The 22,316-nt window shown below is 72.4% G+C and carries 20 protein-coding genes; 19 read left to right on the top strand and 1 reads right to left on the bottom strand.

Annotated elements, in window-relative coordinates; genetic code table 11:
- Positions 1–18 precede the first annotated feature (18 nt).
- From ACFYPR_RS16805 to ACFYPR_RS16785, 5 genes are all read left to right on the top strand, one after another.
- Positions 19–324: a hypothetical protein gene (locus ACFYPR_RS16805; RefSeq protein WP_354862942.1), complete on the top strand. Its 306-nt coding sequence runs from the start codon at positions 19–21 to the stop codon at positions 322–324.
- Positions 321–2,999, top strand: a complete 2,679-nt coding sequence (gene alaS, locus ACFYPR_RS16800; protein ID WP_387260729.1) for an alanine--tRNA ligase — start codon at positions 321–323, stop codon at positions 2,997–2,999. Before ACFYPR_RS16805 ends, alaS begins: the two co-directional genes overlap by 4 nt.
- A gap of 73 nt (positions 3,000–3,072) precedes the next feature.
- Entirely contained in the window at positions 3,073–3,531 is a 459-nt protein-coding gene (gene ruvX, locus ACFYPR_RS16795) for a Holliday junction resolvase RuvX (protein ID WP_354862946.1), read from the top strand.
- Positions 3,531–4,727, top strand: coding sequence for an endolytic transglycosylase MltG (gene mltG, locus ACFYPR_RS16790; protein ID WP_354862947.1), 1,197 nt, complete (start codon positions 3,531–3,533; stop codon positions 4,725–4,727). The genes ruvX and mltG overlap by 1 nt, the downstream gene beginning before the upstream one ends.
- A 171-nt stretch (positions 4,728–4,898) precedes the next feature.
- Positions 4,899–5,207: a hypothetical protein gene (locus tag ACFYPR_RS16785; RefSeq protein WP_354862949.1), complete on the top strand. Its 309-nt coding sequence runs from the start codon at positions 4,899–4,901 to the stop codon at positions 5,205–5,207.
- Positions 5,208–5,406: 199 nt separating this feature from the next.
- Here the strand turns inward: ACFYPR_RS16785 and ACFYPR_RS16780 are convergent, their stop codons facing one another.
- Complete coding sequence (locus tag ACFYPR_RS16780; RefSeq protein WP_354862950.1) at positions 5,407–5,898, bottom strand: peptidoglycan-binding domain-containing protein; 492 nt, start codon at positions 5,896–5,898, stop codon at positions 5,407–5,409.
- Positions 5,899–6,050: 152 nt separating this feature from the next.
- On the opposite strand from ACFYPR_RS16780, the gene ACFYPR_RS16775 reads away from it, so the two are divergent.
- From ACFYPR_RS16775 to ACFYPR_RS16710, 14 genes are all read left to right on the top strand, one after another.
- Positions 6,051–6,899, top strand: coding sequence for a shikimate dehydrogenase (locus ACFYPR_RS16775; protein ID WP_387260726.1), 849 nt, complete (start codon positions 6,051–6,053; stop codon positions 6,897–6,899).
- A gap of 98 nt (positions 6,900–6,997) precedes the next feature.
- Positions 6,998–8,704: a glycosyl hydrolase gene (locus tag ACFYPR_RS16770; RefSeq protein ID WP_387260723.1), complete on the top strand. Its 1,707-nt coding sequence runs from the start codon at positions 6,998–7,000 to the stop codon at positions 8,702–8,704.
- Positions 8,705–8,898: 194 nt separating this feature from the next.
- Positions 8,899–10,866: a hypothetical protein gene (locus ACFYPR_RS16765; protein WP_387261231.1), complete on the top strand. Its 1,968-nt coding sequence runs from the start codon at positions 8,899–8,901 to the stop codon at positions 10,864–10,866.
- 95 nt (positions 10,867–10,961) lie between these two features.
- Positions 10,962–11,513 (top strand): acyltransferase, encoded by a 552-nt coding sequence (locus tag ACFYPR_RS16760; protein ID WP_354862968.1) that lies wholly within the window; start codon positions 10,962–10,964, stop codon positions 11,511–11,513.
- Complete coding sequence (locus tag ACFYPR_RS16755; protein WP_355067082.1) at positions 11,506–13,104, top strand: lipopolysaccharide biosynthesis protein; 1,599 nt, start codon at positions 11,506–11,508, stop codon at positions 13,102–13,104. Before ACFYPR_RS16760 ends, ACFYPR_RS16755 begins: the two co-directional genes overlap by 8 nt.
- A 3-nt stretch (positions 13,105–13,107) precedes the next feature.
- Positions 13,108–14,460, top strand: coding sequence for an O-antigen ligase family protein (locus ACFYPR_RS16750; RefSeq protein WP_387260721.1), 1,353 nt, complete (start codon positions 13,108–13,110; stop codon positions 14,458–14,460).
- A complete protein-coding gene (locus ACFYPR_RS16745; RefSeq protein WP_387260719.1) occupies positions 14,457–16,082 on the top strand; it encodes a lipopolysaccharide biosynthesis protein in 1,626 nt (541 codons plus the stop codon). The genes ACFYPR_RS16750 and ACFYPR_RS16745 overlap by 4 nt, the downstream gene beginning before the upstream one ends.
- Positions 16,083–16,090: 8 nt before the next feature.
- A complete protein-coding gene (locus ACFYPR_RS16740) occupies positions 16,091–16,993 on the top strand; it encodes a sulfotransferase domain-containing protein (protein WP_355067124.1) in 903 nt (300 codons plus the stop codon).
- Positions 16,990–18,252, top strand: a complete 1,263-nt coding sequence (locus ACFYPR_RS16735; protein WP_387182232.1) for a hypothetical protein — start codon at positions 16,990–16,992, stop codon at positions 18,250–18,252. The genes ACFYPR_RS16740 and ACFYPR_RS16735 overlap by 4 nt, the downstream gene beginning before the upstream one ends.
- 215 nt (positions 18,253–18,467) lie before the next feature.
- Complete coding sequence (locus ACFYPR_RS16730; protein ID WP_354863194.1) at positions 18,468–18,944, top strand: UDP-N-acetylglucosamine--LPS N-acetylglucosamine transferase; 477 nt, start codon at positions 18,468–18,470, stop codon at positions 18,942–18,944.
- Positions 18,941–19,603, top strand: coding sequence for a glycosyltransferase (locus ACFYPR_RS16725; RefSeq protein ID WP_354863193.1), 663 nt, complete (start codon positions 18,941–18,943; stop codon positions 19,601–19,603). The genes ACFYPR_RS16730 and ACFYPR_RS16725 overlap by 4 nt, the downstream gene beginning before the upstream one ends.
- Positions 19,600–20,520, top strand: a complete 921-nt coding sequence (locus tag ACFYPR_RS16720) for a glycosyltransferase family 2 protein (RefSeq protein ID WP_355067086.1) — start codon at positions 19,600–19,602, stop codon at positions 20,518–20,520. Before ACFYPR_RS16725 ends, ACFYPR_RS16720 begins: the two co-directional genes overlap by 4 nt.
- Positions 20,521–20,623: 103 nt before the next feature.
- Entirely contained in the window at positions 20,624–21,802 is a 1,179-nt protein-coding gene (gene aroC, locus ACFYPR_RS16715) for a chorismate synthase (RefSeq protein ID WP_387260717.1), read from the top strand.
- Complete coding sequence (locus ACFYPR_RS16710; protein ID WP_354863179.1) at positions 21,802–22,305, top strand: shikimate kinase; 504 nt, start codon at positions 21,802–21,804, stop codon at positions 22,303–22,305. Before aroC ends, ACFYPR_RS16710 begins: the two co-directional genes overlap by 1 nt.
- The last annotated feature ends 11 nt before the right edge of the window (positions 22,306–22,316 follow it).

Below are 22,316 nucleotides of genomic sequence, written 5' to 3'. Positions count from 1 at the left end.
AGCAGGAGGTAGCAGGACATGAGGCGGTTGTTCTGGCTCGGCATCGGCGTGGCCGTCGGCGTGATCGTGGTCCGCAAGGCGACCCGGACCGCGCAGGCGTACACCCCGGCCGGCATCGCCAGCTCGTTGTCGGAATCCGCTGGCGGCCTGGTGGAATCGCTGCGTAGCTTCGTGGAGGACGTCCGGATCGGGATGGCCGAGCGCGAGCAGGAGATCCACCAGGCGTTCGCCCAGGGTGAGGCGTTCGATGACCAGTTCGCCGAGCTGCGGGAGTCCCCGCGGATCGGCGATCGAGACATTTTTCCGGAGGAACACCAGCGATGAAGACGGCGGAGATCAAGCGGCGGTACCTCGCGCACTTCGAGGCGAACGGCCACGCCGTGGTGCCGTCCGCTCCGCTGCCCGCCATCAGCGACCCGAACCTGCTGTTCGTCAACGCCGGCATGGTGCAGTTCGTGCCCTACTTCCTGGGCCAGCAGACCCCGCCGTACCGGCGGGCGGTCAGCGTGCAGAAGTGCCTGCGCACCCCGGACATCGACGAGGTCGGCAAGACCAGCCGGCACGGCACGTTCTTCCAGATGAACGGCAACTTCTCCTTCGGTGACTACTTCAAGGCCGGCGCGATCCCGCTGGCGTGGGAGTTGTCCACGAAGCCGATCGCCGAGGGTGGTTACGGGCTGGATCCGGAGCGGATCTGGCCGACGATCTACCTCGACGACGACGAGGCGTACGAGATCTGGCGGTCGGTGGGTGTGCCGGCCGAGCGGATCGTCCGCCGGGGCAAGGCGGACAACTTCTGGTCGATGGGCATTCCCGGGCCGTGCGGTCCGTCGTCGGAGCTGTTCTACGACCGGGGCCCGGAGTACGGCCGCGAGGGCGGCCCGGCGGTCGACGAGGACCGCTACATGGAGTACTGGAACCTCGTGTTCATGCAGTTCGAGCGCGGTCCGGGCACCACCAAGGAGGACTACCCGATCCTGGGTGACCTGCCGGCGCAGAACATCGACACCGGCATGGGCCTGGAGCGGATGGCCTCGATCCTGCAGGGCGTCGACAACCTCTACGAGATCGACGAGGTCCGACCGATCCTCGCCCGGGCGGCCGAGCTGACCGGCAAGCGTTACGGCGCGCACTCCGGGCACGTGGCCAGCGAGTCGCACCCGGACGACATCCGGCTGCGGGTGGTCGCCGACCACGTACGGACCGCGCTGATGCTGATCGGCGACGGCGTGACCCCGAGCAACGAGGGCCGTGGCTACGTGCTGCGCCGGATCATGCGCCGGGCGATCCGGTCGATCCGACTGCTCGGCTGGCAGGACCGGGCGCTGCCGGAGCTGCTGCCGGTCGCGCGGGACTGCATGGCGCCGTCGTACCCGGAGCTGGCGACCGACTTCGACCGGATCGCGCAGTACGCGTACGCCGAGGAGGAAGCCTTCCTGTCGACGCTGCGCGCCGGGACGACGATCCTGGACACCGCGATCGCCGAGACCCGCACGGCGGGCGGCACGGCGCTGTCCGGGGCGAAGGCGTTCCAGCTGCACGACACGTACGGCTTCCCGATCGACCTGACCCTGGAGATCGCGGCGGAGCAGGGCCTCACGGTCGACGACGAGGGCTTCCGCCGGCTGATGGCCGACCAGCGGACCCGGGCGAAGGCGGACGCGCAGGCCCGCAAGACGGGGCACACCGACGTGTCGGCGTACCGGTCGGTGCTCGACGCGGGTGGCCCGGTGACGTTCACCGGCTACAGCGAGGTGGCCCGCGAGTCGCGGGTGCGGGCGCTGCTGGGCTCCGACGGCCCGCGTCAGGCGGCGACCGAGGGTGAGACCGTCGAGTTGGTGCTCGACACGACCCCGTTCTACGCCGAGGGCGGTGGCCAGCAGCCCGACCACGGCATCATCACCGTCGGCGACGGTCAGGTCGAGGTGCTCGACGTGCAGCAGCCGGTGCCCGGCCTGATCGTGCACCGGGCCCGGGTCATCCGGGGTGAGGTGCACCCCGGCGACACCGGCTACGCCGAGATCGACACCACCCGGCGGCGGGCGATCTCCCGGTCGCACACGGCCACCCACCTGGTGCACCAGACCATGCGCAACTTCCTCGGCGAGTCGGCCACCCAGGCGGGTTCGCTGAACGCCCCGGGTCGGCTGCGGTTCGACTTCAACACCCCGACGGGTGTGTCGCCTACCGTTCTGCGCGACGTGGAGCAGCAGGTCAACGAGGTGCTCCTGGCCGACCTGGAGGTGCACGCCTTCATCACCTCGCTTAACGAGGCGCGGCGGATCGGCGCGATGGCGCTGTTCGGCGAGAAGTACGGCGAGGAGGTGCGGGTCGTCGAGGTCGGCGACTACGCCCGCGAGCTGTGCGGCGGCACGCACGTGGCCCGCTCGGCCCAGCTCGGTCTCGTGAAGATCCTCTCCGAGTCGTCCATCGGCTCCGGTGTCCGCCGGGTCGAGGCGCTGGTCGGCATGGACGCCTTCGGCTTCCTGGCCAAGGAGCACCTGCTGGTCTCCCGGCTGGCCGAGCTGTACCGGGTGCCCAACGACCAGGTCGCCGACCGGGTGGAGCAGACGGTGACCCAGCTGCGGGACGCGGAGAAGGAGCTGGAGAAGCTGCGCGCCCAGTTGGTGCTGGGTGGCGCGGCGGCGCTCGCGGCGCAGGCCAAGGATGTGCGCGGGGTGGCGTACGTGGGCACCGAGGCGCCGGAGGGCGCGGCCGGTAACGACGTACGGACCCTGGCGCAGGAGATTCGCGGCAAGATCGACCCGGCGCGGCCGGCGGTGGTCGCGGTGGCGGCCCGCGCGAACGGCAAGGCGTCGCTGGTGGTGGCGGTCAACGCGGCCGCCCGCAGTCGGGGTCTGGCCGCCTCGGACCTGGTGAAGGCGGCGTTCTCCGGGCGCGGCGGGGGTAGCCCCGACCTGGCCCAGGGCGGCGGCCTGCCGGCGGCCGAGGCGCCGAACCTGCTGCTCACCGTCGAGAAGGCGATCACCGAGGCGTGATGGACGGTCATGGTCGACCAGGGCGGACCGATCGGTCCGCCCTGGTTCGTCGACAGCCGAGGGGTGACCGTCGGTGAGCGGCTTCACACGGGGCGTTCGTATTGGCGTGGACGTCGGTCAGGTGCGCGTCGGGGTGTCCCGCTCGGATCCGGACGGGGTGCTGGCCACGCCGCTGGTCACCCTCGCCCGCGATCTCACCGCCGCGCCGGACGCGGTGCCGAGCGACCTTGCCCAGCTCGCGGCCCTGGTGGCCGAACATCAAGCGGTCGAGGTTGTCGTCGGCCTTCCGGTCAACCTGGCCGGCAAACACGGTCCCGCGGCGGTCGGAGTGAAGGCGTACGCTGACCGATTGGTCGATGTGATAGCGCCCGTACCGGTAACGCTTACCGACGAGAGGATGTCGACCGTGGTCGCTTCTCGTAGGCTTGCCGAACGTGGCGTCCGAGGTAAACGTCAACGTGCGGTTGTCGACCAGGCGGCCGCGGTGGAGATCCTGCAGAGCTGGCTGGACGCGCAGCGGAGGCGGACGTAATGATCGACGATCTGGATCTTGGGTTTGACGAGCCGGAGCGGGGTGAGAAGGGCCGGCACCGGCGCAGCTTCCGTAAGCGCAAGGGCGGTTCTGGTGGTGGCCGGGGCAAGACCTTCCTGGCGCTGCTGATGGCCCTGCTCCTGTTGGGCGGCATCGGTGGCGGCGCGTTCTACGGGTTCGACCGGATCCAGAACTACTTCGTCACCCCCGACTACGACGGTGCCGGGTCCGGTGAGATCACCGTCGAGATCAAGAACGGCGCGTTGCTGGCCGACATGGCCGACGCCCTGGTCGCGGCGGACGTGGTGAAGAGCCAGAAGGCGTTCATCGAGGCCGCCGAGGCCAACTCGCGCAGCAAGAACATCCAGCCGGGCACGTACAAGCTGCGCAAGCAGATGAGCGGCGCGAGTGCCGTGACGGCCATGCTCGACCTGAAGAACAAGATCGTCAACGGGCTGACCATCCCCGAGGGCCGCACCAGCAAGAACATCTACAAGCTGCTCTCCGACAAGACCAAGATCCCGGTCAAGGAGTTCGAGGCCGCCGCGAAGGACCCGGAGGCGCTCGGCGTCCCGGACTGGTGGTTCAAGCGCGACGACGGCAAGAAGGTCGTCAAGTCCATCGAGGGCTTCCTCTACCCGGACACGTACGAGATCCCGCCCAAGGCCACGGCCGAGAGCATCCTCAAGCTGATGGTGGACAACTTCCTCTCCGTGACCGGCGAGATGAAGTTCGCCGACCGGGTGCAGAAGGAGCGGGGTGGCGTCAGCCCGTACGAGGCGTTGATCGTGGCGTCGCTGGCCCAGGCCGAGGCCGGCAACAAGGACGACCTGGGCAAGGTCGCGCGGGTGGCCTACAACCGGGTGTACGGCGAGTTCAACTGCAACTGCCTGGAGATGGACGTCACGGTCAACTACTGGTTGGAGTTGACCGGTAAGCCGACCAAGACATCGGCCGAGATGAATCAGTCGGAACTGCTCGACACCACGAGCCCGTACAGCCGCAAGCTGAGGGGCCTGATTCCGACTCCCATCAACAACCCCGGTAAACCGGCGCTGGAGGGTGCGATGGACCCGCCGGTGGGCAAGTGGCTCTACTTCGTGGCGATCGACAAGCAGGGGCATTCCGCTTTCGCCGAGACGTACGAGGAGCAGAAGCGTAACGAGGCCAAGGCCAAGGAGGCTGGGGTGATCTGATGCCGCCCGTTCCCATCTCGGGTTCACCGTCACGCCGCGCTGGCGGGGCAGCGTACTTCTCCTCTGCCTCTTAAACTGCCGCTGTCCGTATCGACAGTCTTGAGAACGGGGGGAATGGTTGTGACCACGAAGAGATGGACGGCGCGAGCTGGAGCGGTCGCCTCGACGGCTATGGTGCTGCTTGCCTTCGCGGCAGTGCCGGCACAGGCCGCTGAGGTCACCAGGAGCACCACCGGTGCCGCAGGTCGGGCCGTCTACATCAAGAATGGTGACTGGGACCTCTACGCCCGGGACCCGCTGACCGATGGGCACTGCGCCCGTTGGCAGGAGCGCGCCCCGGGTAGCAGCTCGTGGTCGTGGAAGGGCAACTCGATCTGCACCTCGTCGGAAGGTTGGGCGGCCTTCGCGCGGTCGGGCTACTCCTACCGGATCTGCCGCACCGGTATCGGCAACTGCTCGTCGGTGGCTACGCTCCCCTGACCAGGTGAGAAACCGGCCGAAGCCGGTTGACGGGTAGCGGTCCGGCCGGTGGCTCAGATAACGGCGGACACGGTACCGGCAGCCGTCCCGCGCCGCCCGCAACAGTGCGAAGGCTCCCTTTCCAATGGTGACCGATAATGTGTCGGCTTGGAAAGGGAGCCTTCACGCTGGCCCTGATGAGAGACGATTTACGTCATTGTCAGTGGCTGGTGCCGGTCCATGAGCCGGTGCGCGGGTTCAGGAACGTCCACACCCCGTTGCTGTTCTGCTTGCGCAGCGCGAACGTGCGGTTGTAGCCGTAGTAGAAGTACCCGGTCTGGGTGCTCGTGTCGTAGCCGGTGTTGCGGTTGACCGCGCCGTACGCCTTGCCCCAGGTCTGCGGCCCGACCGACCCGTCGATGCCGATGTTCATCACGTCCTGCCAGGTCCTGGTCTTGGCGGCGGTGTTGGAGCCGTACTCGCCGTCGATGAAGCTGGTGCCGACGGTGCCGCTGAGGTCGTCGGCCCAGATGATGGCCTGCCAGAGGCGCACAATGTTGCCGGCGCGCACGCACGAGCTGGACGCGCACAGCTCGTGGTTGTCCGACCAGCTGCCCGCCGCGCTGTCCGCACGCGCGGGTGCGGCGGCCATCAACGAAAGGCTGAAGGCCGCGGCAATCGCGATGAGGACGCGCAGAATCCGTTTGTTCATGGTCCCCCCTGTTTCCGATCGATCGTCCTGCGCCGAATGCTTTCACCGACGTCGATGGAACGTCAAGCGAACACCGTGGGCGCGGTCGGCGACGGGTGGTGCGGTGGTCGGTGCGGTGGGTAGGGTCGAGGCGACGTGTACGGGGGGCGGACATGACGCGGACCGTGGTGGCCCGTCGGGCCGCGGTGCTGGGCAAACCCATCGCGCACTCCCTGTCGCCGGTGATCCACACCGCCGGCTACGCCGCCGCCGGGCTGGCCGGGTGGTCGTACACCCGGGTCGAGTGCGCGGCCGCGGAGCTGCCGGCCCTGGTCGCCGGCCTGGGCCCCGAGTGGGCCGGGCTGTCGGTGACCATGCCGGGCAAGGAGGCGGCGCTCGCCGTGGCCGACGCCGCGTCGCCGGTCGCCGTCGCGGTCGGCGCGGCCAACACGTTGGTACGCCGTCCGGACGGCTCCTGGTACGCGGACAACACCGACGTCGGCGGCATGGTCGATGTGCTCACCGGGGCCGGGGTGGCGCCCGGCGCCACCCTGACCGTCCTCGGCGCGGGGGGAACGGCCCGCGCCGCGCTCGCCGCCGCCGCACGGCTGGCGTGCTCCTCGGTGACTGTGGTGGCCCGCCGGGTCGAGGCGGTCGACGAGCTTCGCCCGGTGGCCGACGCCCTCGACGTGGCGTTGGCGGGTGGTGCCTGGGCCGACGCGCCCCGGCACCTCGCCGCCGCCGACGTGGTCGTCTCCACCGTCCCGAAGGGGGTCGCCGACCCGCTCGCCGACGCGGTGACGTGGCGGCCGGCTGCGGTGTGTTTCGACGCGCTCTACGACCCGTGGCCGACACCGATGGCGGCGTCCGCCCGCGCTGCCGGCCTGCGGGTGGTGTCCGGATTGGACCTGTTGCTGGCGCAGGCCGTCGGCCAGTTCGAGCAGTTCACCGGCGTTGCCGCGCCGGTCGAGGCGATGCGGGAGGCGCTGATGGCGGCCCGCCGGAGCGACTTCCTTAGCTGACGGTTAAGACGCGCTTACGGGAAACTGTCCTGCCCACGACATGCCCTGGTCGTCGATACGCTGCTCACGGTTACCGCAGCAGACACAGGGAGTTCTCCTTGACCAGGCATGGACTGCACCGCATCACCCGGCTCCGTAACGGTCCCCGGCGCAAGGCGATCGCCGTCGGCGTGGTCGGCGGTGCGGTGGTGGCCGGCATCGTGGCGACCATGATGCCGCTGCTGGCCAGCGACGACCTGTCGATCCGCGCGGTTGCGGACACCACCGCGACGATGGTGACGCAGGACGGCGACAACGCCACCAAGACGACCCTGGCGACCTGCCCGGCGCGCTGCGACGGCAACCCGCGCGGTGGCCGCGAGGCGGTGGTCGAGTTCGTCGTCACCACAGTGCCGGCCGCCGCCGTCAACGTCCGGGCGACCCTGCGCATGCACGCCTGGCAGCAGTTCGCCGCCACGGTGACCGCGCACGCCTCGCCGTTGAGCGCCCGCGAGACGCGCCCGGCCCCAGCGACGGCGAGCCCCGCGCTGGACACCGTCGCCGGCGTGGCCAAGGGCGTCAACGAGTGGGACGTCTCCAAGCTGGTCACCGGCAACGGCACCTGGACGGTGTCGCTCGCCCAGACCGGTCTGGAGACCCGCGTCTACTGGGCGTCGGTCGAGAACCGCAACCCGGAGCTGCGACCCAGCCTGGTGATCAGCTACGACCTCGGCAGCGGGCCGACGTCGGCGCCGACCACCCGACCGGCGCCGCCGCCCTCGCCGACGGTCGCGCCGACGACCGCCGCGCCCCGGCCCACGCCGACGGTCGCGCCGACTCGTACGCCGACCCCGACCCAGAGCCCCACCCTCCCGTCCGGCAAGTGCGGCCAGGTGTCCGACACGCTCGTGCCGTCCTGCGGCGCCTGGTGGGGGATGTACTCACCGGCCAACGCGGGCAGCGGCTGGGACCACGGCAAGGCGATCACCGACGTCGAGGCGCAGGTCGGGCGCAAGTTCGACATCGTGCACCGCTACCACGACTTCTCCAACGCCGGCAGCAACGGCGCCTTCCCCGACGCGTACGAGACCCAGCAGATGCGCGAGGGGCGGCTGATGTTCTTCGCCTGGGAGTCCCGCGACTTCTCCGCCGGCACGACGTTGAAGTGGTCCGAGATCTACAGTGGCCGGCAGGACGCCACCATCGACGCGGTCGCCGGTCGCATCCGCGACGCCAAGGTGCCGGTGTTCCTGGGCTTCGACCACGAGCCGGAGGACGAGCCGGGCAAGGGCAGCGACGCCGACTTCGTCCGGGCCTGGAAGTACGTGTACGAGCGGTTCGCCAAGGCGGGCGCGGACAACGCCGTCTGGGTCTGGACGATGATGGGCTGGTCCGGGCACTACTCCCGGTACGCCGGCCTCTACCCCGGCGACCGGTATGTCGACTGGGTGGCCTACGACCCGTACAACTTCCACGTCTGCAACGGCAGCACCGTGTGGAAGAGCCCGAGCACCACAGTGGACGGCTTCTACCGCTGGCTCGACGAGAACGGCATCGGGGCCGGCAAGCCGCGGATGCTCGCCGAGTTCGGCACGAACTTCGACGCCAAGGACCCGGGGGCCAAGCAGCGCTGGTTCCAGGAGTTCCCGGCGGCCCTGAAGGCCCACCCGAAGATCAAGGCTGCCATCTACTTCAACTCGCCGGGCATGACCAGCCGCACGGCGACCTGTGACATGACGATGAACCACGATGCCTCCGCGGTGGCCGGCTTCACCCAGGCCGGCAAGGACGCGTACCTGCGCCAGCCCACCGGAGGTAGCCGCTGACGAGATGACGACACCGTGACGACGCACGCCGTTCATCGAGGGTCAGCCAACTGATCCTCCGGCGTTCTGTCGGCTAGCAGATTCAGGCACCGCCCAATCGGCGGATGCGCCTACCAGGCTGGGCGAGGCACGCTACCTCGGGTTCTCATCCATCTTGGAGGCGCAGCGTGCCCAAACTCTCGCACTTGTGGCGTTTGTCAGTACGACGTCGTACTCGGGCGGGGGTGGTCGCTCTGGCGGTCGTCGCCGCGGTGCTCAGCGTGCCCTCGGTGTCCTCGGCGGCGGTGGTGCCGGTCCCCGGGACCGCGACCCTGGTGTCCGCGAATCCCAGCGACACGACCCCGCACGCCCGCGACGGCGAGACCCGCGCCTTCGCGCAGGTCGGCAACACCGTCTTCGTCGGCGGCAGCTTCACCCAGCTGCGACAGACCGCCAGCTCCGCGTGGATCACGCAGCGCTACCTCTTCGCGTACGACCGGACCACCGGCACCATGTCCACGAGCTTCCTGCCGGTGCTCGACGGCGCGGTCAACACGTTGCTCGCCGGCCCCGGCGGGACGCTGATCGTCGGCGGCGCCTTCAAGAACGTCAACGGTGTCTCCCGCAAGAACCTGGTCGCGCTGAACCCCGCGACCGGCGCGATCATCGACAGCTGGGTCGGGCGCTCCGACGGTGGCACCGTCCGCGACCTGGTCCTGTCGGGCAACTCGCTCTACGTGGCCGGCGCGTTCAACTGGCTCAACGGCACCGCGCACGCCGGTCTCGGCCGGCTCAACGCGACGACCGGCGCGATCGACCCGACGTTCGCCGTCGACGCCACCGTCGGGCGGCACGGCACCACGTCGTACGTGTGGACGATCGACGTCACGCCGGACGGCGGCACCCTGGTGCTGGGCGGCAACTTCACGCTCGTCAACGACCTGCCGCGTAACCAGATCGCGCTTGTCGACCTCACCGGCACCCCGACGGTGCTGGACTGGAGCACCGAGAAGTACGTGCCGCCGTGCGCGGCCCCGACGACGTTCGTGCACTACGTGCAGGACGTGCGGTTCGGCGAGGACGGCAGCTGGTTCGTGGTCGGCTCCAACGGCGGCGGCGGTTGGCCGACCGCCTACTGCGACGCCCTGGTCCGTTTCGAGACCCCCGCCCGGGGCGCCGGCCAGCTCGCCACCTGGGTCGACTTCACCGGCAACGACACCATCACCTCGGTCGAGGTGGCCGACAACGTCATCTACCTCGGCGGGCACTTCCGGTGGCTGAACAACCCGAACGCCAACGACGCCGCCGGCAACGGCGCGATCGACCGGCTCGGCATCGGCGCGGTCACCCCGGCCACCGGCCTGCCGGTGAACTGGAACCCGCGCCGCAGCGGCAGCGCCTCGATGCCCGCCGGCACCACCGCCTGGGGTTCCGCGGTGCCGGTGCTCTGGCGCGGCTCGGACGGCCTCTACTTCGGGCACAACTCCGATGGCATGGGCGAGGAGTACCACGGACGGCTCGGCATGTTCCCGCTCGCCGGCGGGCGTACGTTCACCGCGAAGAACCCGCCGTCGGCGACCACCGGCAACCTCTACCTGGCCACCGCCCCGGGCGCCGTGACCAAGGTGCCGTTCGACGGCGCCGCGCTGGGCACCTCGACCGTGGTCAGCCAGCCCGCCTACACCGCGGCCGGCGCGACCTGGCGGGTCGACGACCGGATCTACTGGGCGCACACCGTCGCGGGTACGCCCACCGGCAGCCGGATCGACGTCTCGCTGTTCAATGGCGGCGCGATCGGGTCGCCGTGGGAGGCGTCCGGATACAACGACTGGTTCAACCCGGCGCTGCTGACCGGGGCCTTCTACCTCGACGGCCGGCTCTACTACACCCGGACCGGCACCAACAACCTCTACTACCGCTACTTCGAGATCGACGGCAACTATCTGGGCGCCACCGAGTTCGCGCTGCCCACCACCGGTGTCACCTGGTCGGCTGTGCGCGGCATGGCCTGGGTCGGCGGTCGGATCGTCTACGGTGCCACCGACGGCACGCTGCGCAGCGTGCCGTTCGACCCGACGGCCGCGCCGACCGCCGTGGTCAACGGCGCCACGGCGACGGTCATCGCCACAGCGGCGCCCGAGTTGTCCTGGTCTACCCCCTCGATGTTCTTCTCCGTGCAGTAACGGTCAACCGTTGGTAACGGAGCATCGGTAGATTGTTCGCGTTGGGTCGGCGGCGGGACCACCGCCGCCGACCCCACGATGTGGGGGAGGGGTCGTTGGTCGGCGCCGCTGGCATCCGCGCGAAACGCGCCGTGCACCTGGTCTTCGCGCTCAAACGCGCGTGGTACAGGCTGCGCTACCGCCGGCTCACGCTCGGCCGGGACGTGGAGATCCGAGGTCGGATCCGGCTGCGCCGGGGCGTACGGGTCAGCATCGGCGACCGGAGCCGCCTCAACAAACTGGTCCGCTTCGCCGGCCCCGGCGAGGTGCGCATCGGCGCCGACTGTCTGCTGAACGCCACCTGGATCGGCACCTGGACGTCGGTGACGGTGGGAGACCGGTGCCTCCTGTCCGACTGCGAACTCCTCGACAACGACTTCCACAACCTGCCGCCCGAGCAGCGGCACGCCCCGCCCGGCCCGGCCACGCGCGCCCCGATCGTCCTCGAGGACAACGTGTGGATCGGCGCGCACGCACTGGTCCTCAAGGGGGTCCGGGTCGGCCGGAACAGCGTCGTGGGCGCCGCGACGGTGGTGCGCGCGGACGTGCCACCGGGCGTCGTCGTCGTCGGCAATCCTCAACAGACGGTGAAGAAGTTCCATGACTGACACGACGCCCGCCTCCTGGCCGACGGACGGCCCGTCCGCCGGCACCGCCCGTACCGTCACGCTCACCGACCTGCTGCGGGTGCCGATGCACCGGCTGCGGCTGGTGGTCGCGGTGGCCCTGGTCGGCCTGCTCGCCGCCCTCGGCTACGTGCTGCTCGTGCCGGCGGCGGTGACCGCGAGCGCGGTGGTGGCGGTCCGCCCGGTGGTCACCGACGCCTTCACCCCCAGCGGTGCGGGTGCCGACCGCGCCGTCAACATGAACGTGGAGAGCGGTCTCGCCACCGGCACCCAGGTGGTCCAACGTCTCGCCGACGCCGCCGGCGGCGACCCGCGCGAGATCCGCAACGCCCTCGAGGTCGAGGTCCCCACCGGCGGGCAGATCCTGCGCTTCAGCTACCAGGCGCCCGACGCGCAGCGGGCGGTGCAGGGGGCCAACCTCGCCGCGCAGGCGTACCTCGACGTGCGGCGCACCATGTACGAGCAGCAGCGCGCCGAGATGCTGCGCTCCTACGACGCCAGCATCACCAAGGTCGCGGCCCAGCAGGTCGCCGTCCAGAAGCGGGTGAGCAGCGCCAAGGGCACCGCCGCCGGCGACGCCGCGCTGGCCGAACTGTCCGGCATCAACAACCAGCTCACCCAGCTCAACGCCGCCCGTACCGAGATCGCCGCGGTCGACGTCAACCCCGGCTGGGTCACCCAGACCGCCGAGCGGGCACTGGCCACCTCCGCCGGGCACCGGCCGCTCTACCTGGTCGCCGGCCTGCTCGGCGGCGCGCTGATCGGCGTCGTGCTGGCGTACGCCTGGGAGTCGACCGACCGGCGGGTCCGCTCGGTCAACGACGGTCGGGACGCCAGCGGCCTGCCGCTGCTCGGCACGGTGCGTCGGCCGGCGTTTCGGGGCAGCCCCCGGGCCGTCGACGCGGACATCCGCTACGTGGCGATGGCGGTCGCCGAGCGGGTCCGCCAACCGGCCCGGGTCGCGCTGGTCACCGCCCGGGAAGACGCCACGGCCCTCACCGCCGGGCTGGCCGTGGCGCTCGCCGCCGACGGCCGGGAGGTCTTCGTCGCCGACGACAGCGGGCGCGTGGAGCGCCTGCGCGCCGCCGTCCTCGCCGACCGCGGGCGGCTGCCCGTCGACCCGTCCCGGCCGCTGGTGCCCAAGCCCCGCCCGGCCGGCGCTCCGAGCCCGGCCGGCGCCACCGCGGAGAGCCCGGCGCCTCGGCGGCCCTCCCCGCACCCGCCCGGCGCCCGTCCGTCCACCGACCCGGACGCCACGCTGACCCTGCCCCGGGTGACGTCCGGCCACGCCGAGAACGGCCGGCCGACGTCGGCGGACGAGGTGACCGTGGGGGTGGGCAGCGTCCGCTTCGGCACCTGGCGGCAGGGCGCGGACCACGGGCTGGTGCTGTTCAACGCCCCACCTGCGGAGTCCGACGAGCGTGGCGTGGCGGTGGCCCGCCAGGGCAGCGCCGTGGTGGTCATCGAGCGGGACCGCACCCGGCAGAGTGACCTGCGGCGGCTCGTCGAGCGGCTACGCGCCGCCGGGGTCACCCCGCTGGGCTTCGTGCTCACCCGCAACGGCCGGGTCTGACCGGTGTCGCTCACCCGCGCCCCGGCGACCGAGCCGCCACCCGGCGACGCCGCCGCCCCCCTCGGGCCGGCGCCACCGCCTCCGCCCCCCGCCCGGCTGCCGCTCTGGCCGCTGGCGCTGATGTTCGGGCTGGTGCCGCTCTGGTGGTCGCTCGGGGCCTTCTACCTGGGCTGGCCGCTGCTGGGCGCGCTGCTGCTCGCATTGCTGCTCACCCGGGGTCGGGTGCCGCTGCCGCCGGCCGCCGGCAGCTGGCTGCTGTTCCTGGCCATCGTGGTCGTCAGCGCCACCCAACTGTCCTCGCCGGCCTCGCTGCTGACGTTCGCCCTGCGGTTGGCCTTCTACCTGACCGCGCTGGTGGTCGGGGTCTACGTCTACGCCGCCGCTCGGGAACGCGCCGACCTGGTGGCGGTGCTCACCCCGCTCTGCGCGTTCTGGTTCGCTCTGGTGGTGCTGGGCTGGCTCGGGGTGCTGGTGCCCCGGCTGGCGATGACCACCCCGATGGAGGTGCTGCTGCCCGCCGGCGTGGCTCGTACCCCGTTCATCCAGGACATGGTGCACCTGACCACCGCGGAGTACAGCGAGCGCTCGCTCAACCCGATCTACCGGCCGGCCGCGCCGTTCTCGTACACCAACAACTACGGCAGCGCGTACGCCATGACCCTGCCCTGTGTGGTGGCGTACACCATGCTGCGCCGTCGGGGTCTGCTGCGCTGGATGCTGCTGGCGTCCCTGCCGCTGTCGCTGGCGCCGGCGTTCCTCACGCTGAATCGGGCGATGTTCCTCAGCCTGGGCGCCGGGCTCGCGGTGCTCGGGGTGCGGGCCAGCATGCGCGGCAACGTCCGGGTCGCCGCGTCCATCGTCGGCGTGGTCGTGATCGGCGCGCTGGCCACCCTGGTCATCCCGATCACCGACCTGATCAGCCAGCGGGTCGATTCCAGTGACACCAACACGGACCGCCTGTCGCTCTACACGGAGGTGATCCGCCGTGTGCAGGATTCGCCGTGGCTGGGCTACGGCGCTCCGGTGAACGTGGACACGGTCTCCGCGGCCGCGCCGATCGGCACCCAGGGGCAGCTGTGGATGGTGTTGTTCAGCCACGGCGTACCGGCGCTGGTGTGTTTTCTGGCCTGGTTCGTCGCCGCCGCGGTGATCTGCGCGCGGGCGACCTCGGCGGCCGGGCAGTGGCTGGCGGTGGTGCCGGTGGTCTGCCTCGTGCAGGTCCCGTTCTACGGCATGGCCAACCAGAACCTGTCGGTCGCGTTCTTCGCGGTCGCCTTCGCCATGGCGCTCGCCGAACGGGAACGGCTGGCGAGCGCGCAGCGGCAACGCCCGCCGGGTACGGCGGTGCCGGCATGACCGCCGCCACCCGGCCACCGGCCGGCGCCGGCCCCGACGGCCCGCACCGCTCGGGCGCGGGCGCCGCCGGCACGGTCGACATCGGCGCGGCGGAGACGCGCCGCAGCGCCCGCAGCGGCGTGGCCGGGCTGCTCGGCGCCGCCACCAGCGGACTGTTCGGCTTCGTGCTGGCCGTGGTGATCACCCGGGGGTACGGGACGGCCGGCGCGGGCGCGTTCTTCGCCGCCATCGGCGTGGTCACCGTGGCCACCGCGGTCTGCACGCTGGGCGCGGAGACCGGTCTGATGTGGGCGCTGCCCCGGCGTCGTCTCGGAGTCCGGGGGGACGCGGCCCGGGTGCTTCCGGTGGCGCTGATCCCCCCGCTGCTGGCCGGGCTCGTGGTCGCCGGCGTCGGAGCGCTGAGCGCTGACGCGCTCGCCCCCCGACTGCTGCGGGGCTCGGGCGACGGCGGGGACGCGTTGCTGACGCTCACCTTCGCCGCCGTGCCGGTGGTGGTGGCGATGACCCTGCTGCTGGCCGCGCTGCGCTGCGTACGACCCATCCGCGCGTACGTCGGCGTGCAGTTCCTGCTGCTGCCGGTGGCCCGCCCGGCGCTGGTCGGCGCGGCCGCGCTGGCCGGCGGCGGCCTGCTCGCCGGGATGACCGGCTGGCTGGTGCCGGCGGCGCTGGCGCTGCTGGCCTGTCTCACCCTGGTGGCCGGCCCGCTCGGCCTGGGCCGGGGCGCGGCGCTGCGACCGGGCCGGGCCGACTGGTCGACGTTCTGGCGTTTCGCGCTGCCCCGGGCCGCCTCGGCGGCCATCGACGCGGGCAGCATGTGGGTGGGGGTGCTGCTGACGTCGGTGCTGGCCGGGCCGGCCGACGCGGGCGTGTTCGGCGCGGTCGGCCGGTACGTGCTGGCCGGCCAGCTCGCCATGCAGGGGTTGCGGGTGGCGGTGTCACCGCAGCTGTCCCGGCTGCTGGGGCGTGGTGAGCGGGCCGCCGCGGCGGCCGTGCACCGGCAGTTGACCACCTGGGGGCTGGTGCTGTCCTGGCCGGTGTACCTGCTGCTCGCGGTGTTCGCGCTCGCGTTCCTGCAACTGTTCGGCCCGGAGTTCACCGCCGGCGTGCCGGCGATGACGGTGCTCGCGCTGGCGATGCTGGTGAACACCGGCGTGGGCAACGTGCAGAGCCTGCTGCTGATGGGCGGGCGCAGCGGGCTGCACCTGGTGTCCACGCTGGCCGGGCTCACCGTGACCGTCTCGCTCGGGCTCTGGCTGATCCCCGGGCACGGCGCGACGGGCGCGGCGCTCGCCTGGGCCGCCGGCATCGCCACCGAGAACCTCACCGCCGCCGCGTTCGCCCGCGCGGTGGTCGCCGAGCCGCTGGTCGACGCCGCGACGCTGCGCGCGGCGGCGGCCACCCTCGGCGGTGTGGGCCTCGCGGCGGGGATCGGCGTGCTGGCCGGGGGCCGCGGCCTGCCGGGCCTGGCGGTGTCGCTGGGCGTGCTGCTGGCCGGTTGCGTCGGCTTGTTGACGTTGCCCCGGGTGCGCGCCGGCATCCGGGTGACCATGAGGCAGATCCGTGGATCCGACGACGCGGCCACGGCCGCCGGGGTCGGCCCGGAATCGACGAGAGGCAGGTGAGGGCCATCGTGGCGTCCATCCGTGACCGGGTCAAGCAGCTGGTGCCGACCCAGGTGACCACCCGGGTGAAAGAGTCCCTGGTCGACTACGGGGTCCGCACCAGTGACCGGCGACCCCTGCCGGACTTCCTGATCATCGGCACCAAGCGGGGCGGCACCACCTCCCTGTGGAACTACCTCATCCAGCACCCCCTGGTGCCCCGGCTCTTTCCCGCCTGGAACACCAAGTCGGCGCACTACTTCGAGGAGCACTGGGGCCGGGGCGAGGCGTGGTACCGCTCGCACTTCCCGACCGAGCGGCAGCGCGAGGCCCTCGCGAAGCGGCACGGCGGGCCGGTCCGGGTCGGCGAGGCCGCCCCGCTCTACATGTTCCACCCGCTCGCCGCGCAGCGGGTCGCCGCTCTGCTGCCGACGGTGAAGCTGATCGTGCTGCTGCGCGACCCGGTCGAGCGGGCGTACTCGCACTGGAAGGAGCGCCGCACCCACGGCATCGAGCCGCTGGACTTCGCCGCCGCGCTGGCCGCCGAGCCGGAGCGCACAGCGGGGGAGCGGGAGCGGCTGATCGCCGAGCCGGAGGCGTTCAGCGAGGCGTACGACTGGTACACGTACCGGGCCCGGGGGCGTTACCTGGAGCACCTGGAACCGTGGCTGGAACGCTTCGACTCCGAGCAGATCCTCTTCCTGCCCAGCGAGGACCTGTACCGCGACTCCCGCGCCACGTACCGGCGCACCCTCGACTTCCTCGGGCTGCCCCCGTACGACCTGCCGAACTTCAAGGTCTACAACGACCGGCGCTCCGCGCCGCTGGAGCCGGCGGTCCGCGCCGAGCTGACCGACTACTACCGCCCGTACAACGACGCGCTGCGCGAGCGGCTCGGGTTGGACCTCGACTGGGCGGACCGGGCGGCGTGACGACCGGGGTCACCCCGGCCACCGATCCCCGGTCCCGGGTGGACGGGCTGGGCTGGGTGAGCCGCGCGGTGTTCCCGGACGACCGGGTCGGCCTGACGGTGGGTGGCGCGCTGCCGGCCGGGCATCGGGCGGTGGCCCGGTACGCGGTGGTGCCGTCGGTGGCCCGGGCGCGGTTCCTCGTGCCGCTGGGCGCACCCCGGGCCGGCGCGGCGTCGTTGCTGGCGTACAACGCGTTGCGGCCGCCGAAGGTGCGGGCGCTGCGGGCCGCGCTCGGTGGGCTGGCCCGGTTCGGCGGGGCGGGTCTGGCGCCGTTTCCGACGTTGACCGTCTCGGTGCCGGTGGGGGCGCCCGTGACCGAGCTGCTGCTGACCGAGCGGCTCGCCGCCGCGCTGGGCGGTACGCCGCTGCTGGCCGCGTGCGGTGTCCGTCCACCGGACCCGAACGTCAAGCCCACCCTGCAACTGTTCACCGTCGACGGTCGTCCGCGCGGCTACGCGAAGATCGGCTGGAACGACGCCACCCGGGCGCTGGTCACCGCCGAGGCCAGCGCGCTGCGGGCGTTGCGCGCGGTGACCGGCGTCGTCGACCATCCGGTGCCGCCGGGGCTGCTCACCGAGACGGCGTGGGCCGGCCAGGCGGTCGCGGTGATCGAACCGCTGCCACCGGACGTACGCGGCGTGCCGGCCGACGACCCGCCACGGATCGCGGCGTTGCTCGCGGTCGCCCGCCGCGGGGCCCCGGCCGGAGCACCGCGACCGCTGGCGTCCTCGACGTTCCTGACCCGGTTGGCCGCCCAGGCCGAGCGGGCCGCCGCGGCCGGGCCAGCCGGGGCGCGGGCGGTCGCCGCGGTCGCCGCGCTGGCCCGCCGGCACGGCGACACGGCCGTCGAGTTCGGCCACTGGCACGGCGACTGGGTGCCCTGGAACCTGGGCACGTACGACGGCCGGCTGGTGGCCTGGGACTGGGAGCACAGTGGTCCGGACGTGCCGGTCGGCTTCGACCTGGCGCACGACGCCTTCCAGCGGTCGCTGGTGCTGCGCGCCGAACCGGCCGCGGTGGCCGCCGTGGCGGTGGACGGGCAGCTGGGCCGGCATGGTGCGCGGCTCGGCCTGGGCCCGGCGCAGTGCCGGCTGGTGGCCGACGCGTACCTGCTGGAGATGTGGCTGCGGACGTGGCGGTTGGCGGACGCCGGCGCCGGGTGGAACGGCGCGCTGCATCCCGCACTGTTGGACGTCATCGAGAAACGACATAGCGACTGAACTGGAGACAACGCGACGCCGGGTGCGCGTCGCAGAGTGACGACATAATGGCAGGTCGTGATGACGATCGATGGGCTGCGGGGCCGACAGCGGCGCTGACGACGCCGAGTGGAGATCGTCGCCTCGCCCGGTCGCGCTATTCAACGACCAGAAAACCTGTGATCTGCTTCTGCCTGGCGTGAATCGGAATTCCAAGCTGACTTGTGGGGAGTCGCGTGGACACGAACAACGACGACGAGCCGCCGGTGCTGCTGCTGGTGGGATCCAGCGGCGGCCACCTGGCCCAACTACTTGCCCTGCGGCCCTGGTACGAACGGTGGCGGCGCTGCTGGGTCACCTTCGACACCCCGGAGGCGGTGTCACTGCTGGCCGGTGAGGATCTGGTGCCGGCGCACCACCCGACCACCCGCAACGTGCCGAACCTGCTGCGCAACGCGCGACTGGCCTGGCGGGTGCTGCGGGGCCGGCGGGTCGCCGCCGTGGTCACCACCGGCGCCGGGGTGGCCGTGCCGTTCGTGGTGCTGGCCCGCCTGCGTCGCATCCCGACCGTCTACATCGAGGTGTACGACCGGATCGACACCCCGACGCTGACCGCCCGGCTCTGCCGGCCGTTCCTGTCCGCGATGCTCGTGCAGTGGGACGAGCAGCGCCGGCAGTACCCGGAGGCCACCGTCGTCGGGACCCTGCTGTGAGCGGGGAGACGGGCACGGCCCGCCGCGACACCGTCGCCGACCCGTCCCGGCTGCCGCGCCAGCGCGACACCACCGACGTCGAGCAGACCCGGCTGCTCGTCGCGGTCGGCACCGACAAGCACCCCTTCGACCGGCTCGTGGACTGGTTGACGCAGTGGCACGCGCAGTCCGGCCCGGTCGGGTTGACCCTGCAGCACGGCCACACCACGGCGCCGCCCCTGCCGGGCGCGGTGCCCTTCCTCGGTCACGACGCCCTGCAACAGGCGATGGCCGACGCGGACCTGGTGGTGTGTCACGGCGGCCCGGCGACGATCCTGGAGGCCCGCCGGCACGGGCACCTGCCCATCGTGGTGCCCCGCGACCCGTCGCGCGGTGAGCACGTCGACGACCACCAGCAGCTCTTCGCGCGTCGGCTCGGCGCGGCCGGGCTGGTGGCGCTCTGCGAGACCCGGGAGGCGCTGCACGACGCGCTCGCCGCCGGGCAGGCCGACCCGTCCCGGTACGCGGTGGCCGCCGACCCGGCGGCGCACGAGGCCCGGCGCGCGGCCGTCGCCCGGGTCGGGCAGATCGTGGATGACCTGGTGGCCCGGTCGGCCCGGCGCCGACCCCGCTGGCGGAGGGGGCCGCGACCCGGCCAGGGTACGGAGGAGACCAGATGACCGGACAGCCGAGCGTCAGCGTCGTGGTGCCCACCCGGGACCGCCCCGAGCTGCTGCGCGCCGCCCTCGCGGCGATCCTCGCCCAGGAGTACCCGGGCCGGATCGAGGCGGTCGTCGTGTTCGACCAGTCCACGCCCGACGAGTCGCTGACGGCCCTCGCCGGGCCGGACCGGGCGGTGCGGGTCATCGGCAACGGGCGCGCGCCGGGGCTGGCCGGGGCGCGCAACAGCGGCACCCTCGCCGCCGAGGGTGAGCTGATCGCGTTCTGCGACGACGACGACGAGTGGCTGCCGGGCAAGCTGGCCGCCCAGGTCGACGCCCTGGCCGCCGACCCGGCGGCCGAGTTCGTCTGCTGCGGCATCCGCGTCAGCTACGACGGGCACACCGTCGACCGGGTGCTCGACAAGGACCGGATCACCCTCGACGACCTCCTGCGGGACCGGTTGACCGAGCTGCACCCGTCCACCTTCCTGATCCGCGCGACGGCGCTGCGCGAGGGCTTCGGCCTGGTCGACGAGGAGATTCCGGGCAGTTACGCGGAGGACTACGAATTTCTGCTGCGGGCCGCCCGCAGCGCGCCGCTGATCAACCTGCCGACCCCGTCGGTGCTGGTGCGCTGGCACAAGCGCTCGTATTTCGCGCAGCGCTGGGACACCATCTCCGAGGCGTTGCAGTGGCTGCTGCGGCGCTACCCGGAGTTCGCCACCCAGCCGGCCGGCGCGGCCCGCGTCGCCGGGCAGATCGCGTTCGCCCAGGCCGCCTCCGGTGACCGCCGGGGCGCGCTGCGCTGGGCCCGACGCACCCTGCGCAGCAATCCCCGCGAGCCGCGCGCCTACCTGGCGCTCGCGGTCGCCGGTCGGGTGGTCCGGGCCGACGCGGTGCTGCGCACCCTGCACAAGCGCGGCCGGGGCATCTGATCCGTCGCGCGGAGCCGCCCTGCGGACGGTCCCGGCCGTCCGCAGGGCGGGACGAGGCGGGCAGCGCGACGCGCCCGTCGCGCGCCGTGACAGACTGACCGCTGTGTTGCGCTGGCTGACTGCAGGTGAATCGCACGGTCCCGCCCTCGTCGCGCTGATGGAGGGGGTGCCGGCCGGCATCGACGTGAGCACCACCGAGATCGCGGGCGAGCTTGCCCGCCGTCGGCTGGGCTACGGCCGTGGTGCCCGGATGTCGTTCGAGCAGGACGAGGTCGAGGTGATCGGCGGGCTGCGGCACGGCGTGACCCTGGGCAGCCCGGTGGCGATCCGGGTGGGCAACTCCGAGTGGCCGAAGTGGCGCACGGTGATGGCCGCCGATCCCGTCGACCCCGACGAGCTGGCCCGGCAGGCCCGCAACGCGCCGCTGACCCGCCCCCGGCCCGGCCACGCCGACCTGGCCGGCATGCAGAAGTACGGCCACCACGATGCCCGGCCGATCCTGGAGCGCGCCAGCGCCCGGGAGACCGCCGCCCGGGTGGCCGTCGGCGCCGTCGCCAAGGCGCTGATCCGGCAGGCCCTGGGCATCGAGATCGTCTCGCACGTCGTCGAGCTGGGGCCGGTGGCCGCGAAGCCCGGGCTGCGCCCGACCCCGTCCGACGCCGACCGCATCGACGCCGACCCGCTGCGCTGCCTCGACCCGGAGGCCAGCGCCCTGATGGTCGCCGAGGTGGACGCCGCGAAGAAGGCCGCCGACACCCTCGGCGGCGTGGTGGAGGTGCTGGCGTACGGGGTGCCGCCGGGCCTGGGCAGTCACGTGCAGTGGGACCGCAAACTCGACGCCCGGTTGGCCACGGCGCTGATGTCGATCCAGGCGATCAAGGGGGTGGAGATCGGCGACGGGTGGCAGCAGGCCCGCTCCCGTGGCTCCGAGGCGCACGACGAGATCATCCCGTCGGCCACCGGCGTCCGCCGCGTCACCGACCGGGCCGGCGGGCTGGAGGGTGGCATCACCACCGGCGAGCCGCTGCGGGTGCGCGCCGCCATGAAGCCGATCTCCTCGCTGAACCGTGCGCTGGCCACCGTGGATGTCGTCACGGGCGAGCCGGCGACCGCCATCAACCAGCGCTCCGACGTCTGCGCGGTGCCCGCCGCCGCGGTCGTCGCCGAGGCGATGGTGGCGCTCGTGCTGGCGGAGGCGGCCACCGAGAAGTTCGGCGGTGACTCGGTCGCCGAGATCCGCCGCAACCTGGCCGGCTACCTCGACGCGTTGGTCATCCGCTGATGGCGCCGGTCGTGGTCCTGGTCGGGGCGCCCGGCTGCGGCAAGACCACCGTGGGGCAGGCGCTCGCCGCCACCCTCGGCGTGGAGTTCCGGGACACCGACGCCGACATCGAGCAGCTGGCCGGCAAGAGCATCCCGGAGATCTTCATCGACGAGGGTGAGGACCACTTCCGGGCCCTGGAGCGGGCCGCCGTGGCGGCGGCGCTCGCCGCCGGCACCGGTGTGCTCGCCCTCGGCGGCGGCGCCGTGCTGGCCGAGGAGACCCGGGCGGCCCTGGTGGGTCATCGGGTCGTGCACCTCTCGGTGGAGCTGCCCGACGCGGTGAAGCGGGTCGGGCTCGGCGCGGGCCGGCCGCTGCTGGCGATCAATCCGCGCGCCACCCTCAAGCACCTGATGGATCAGCGCCGGCCGCTCTACGCCGAGGTGGCCACCGAGACGGTGATCACCGACGGCCGGACCCCGGCGGCGGTCGTCGCCGAGATCGCCGCCCTGCTTCCGCGCTGACGCCGGCCCGG

It is taken from the genome of Micromonospora sp. NPDC005254 (genome assembly GCF_042872525.1).
Taxonomy (GTDB): Bacteria; Actinomycetota; Actinomycetes; order Mycobacteriales; family Micromonosporaceae; genus Micromonospora.
Note: the sequence above shows the minus strand (reverse complement) of the source record. Positions and strands in the feature narration are given on the sequence as shown.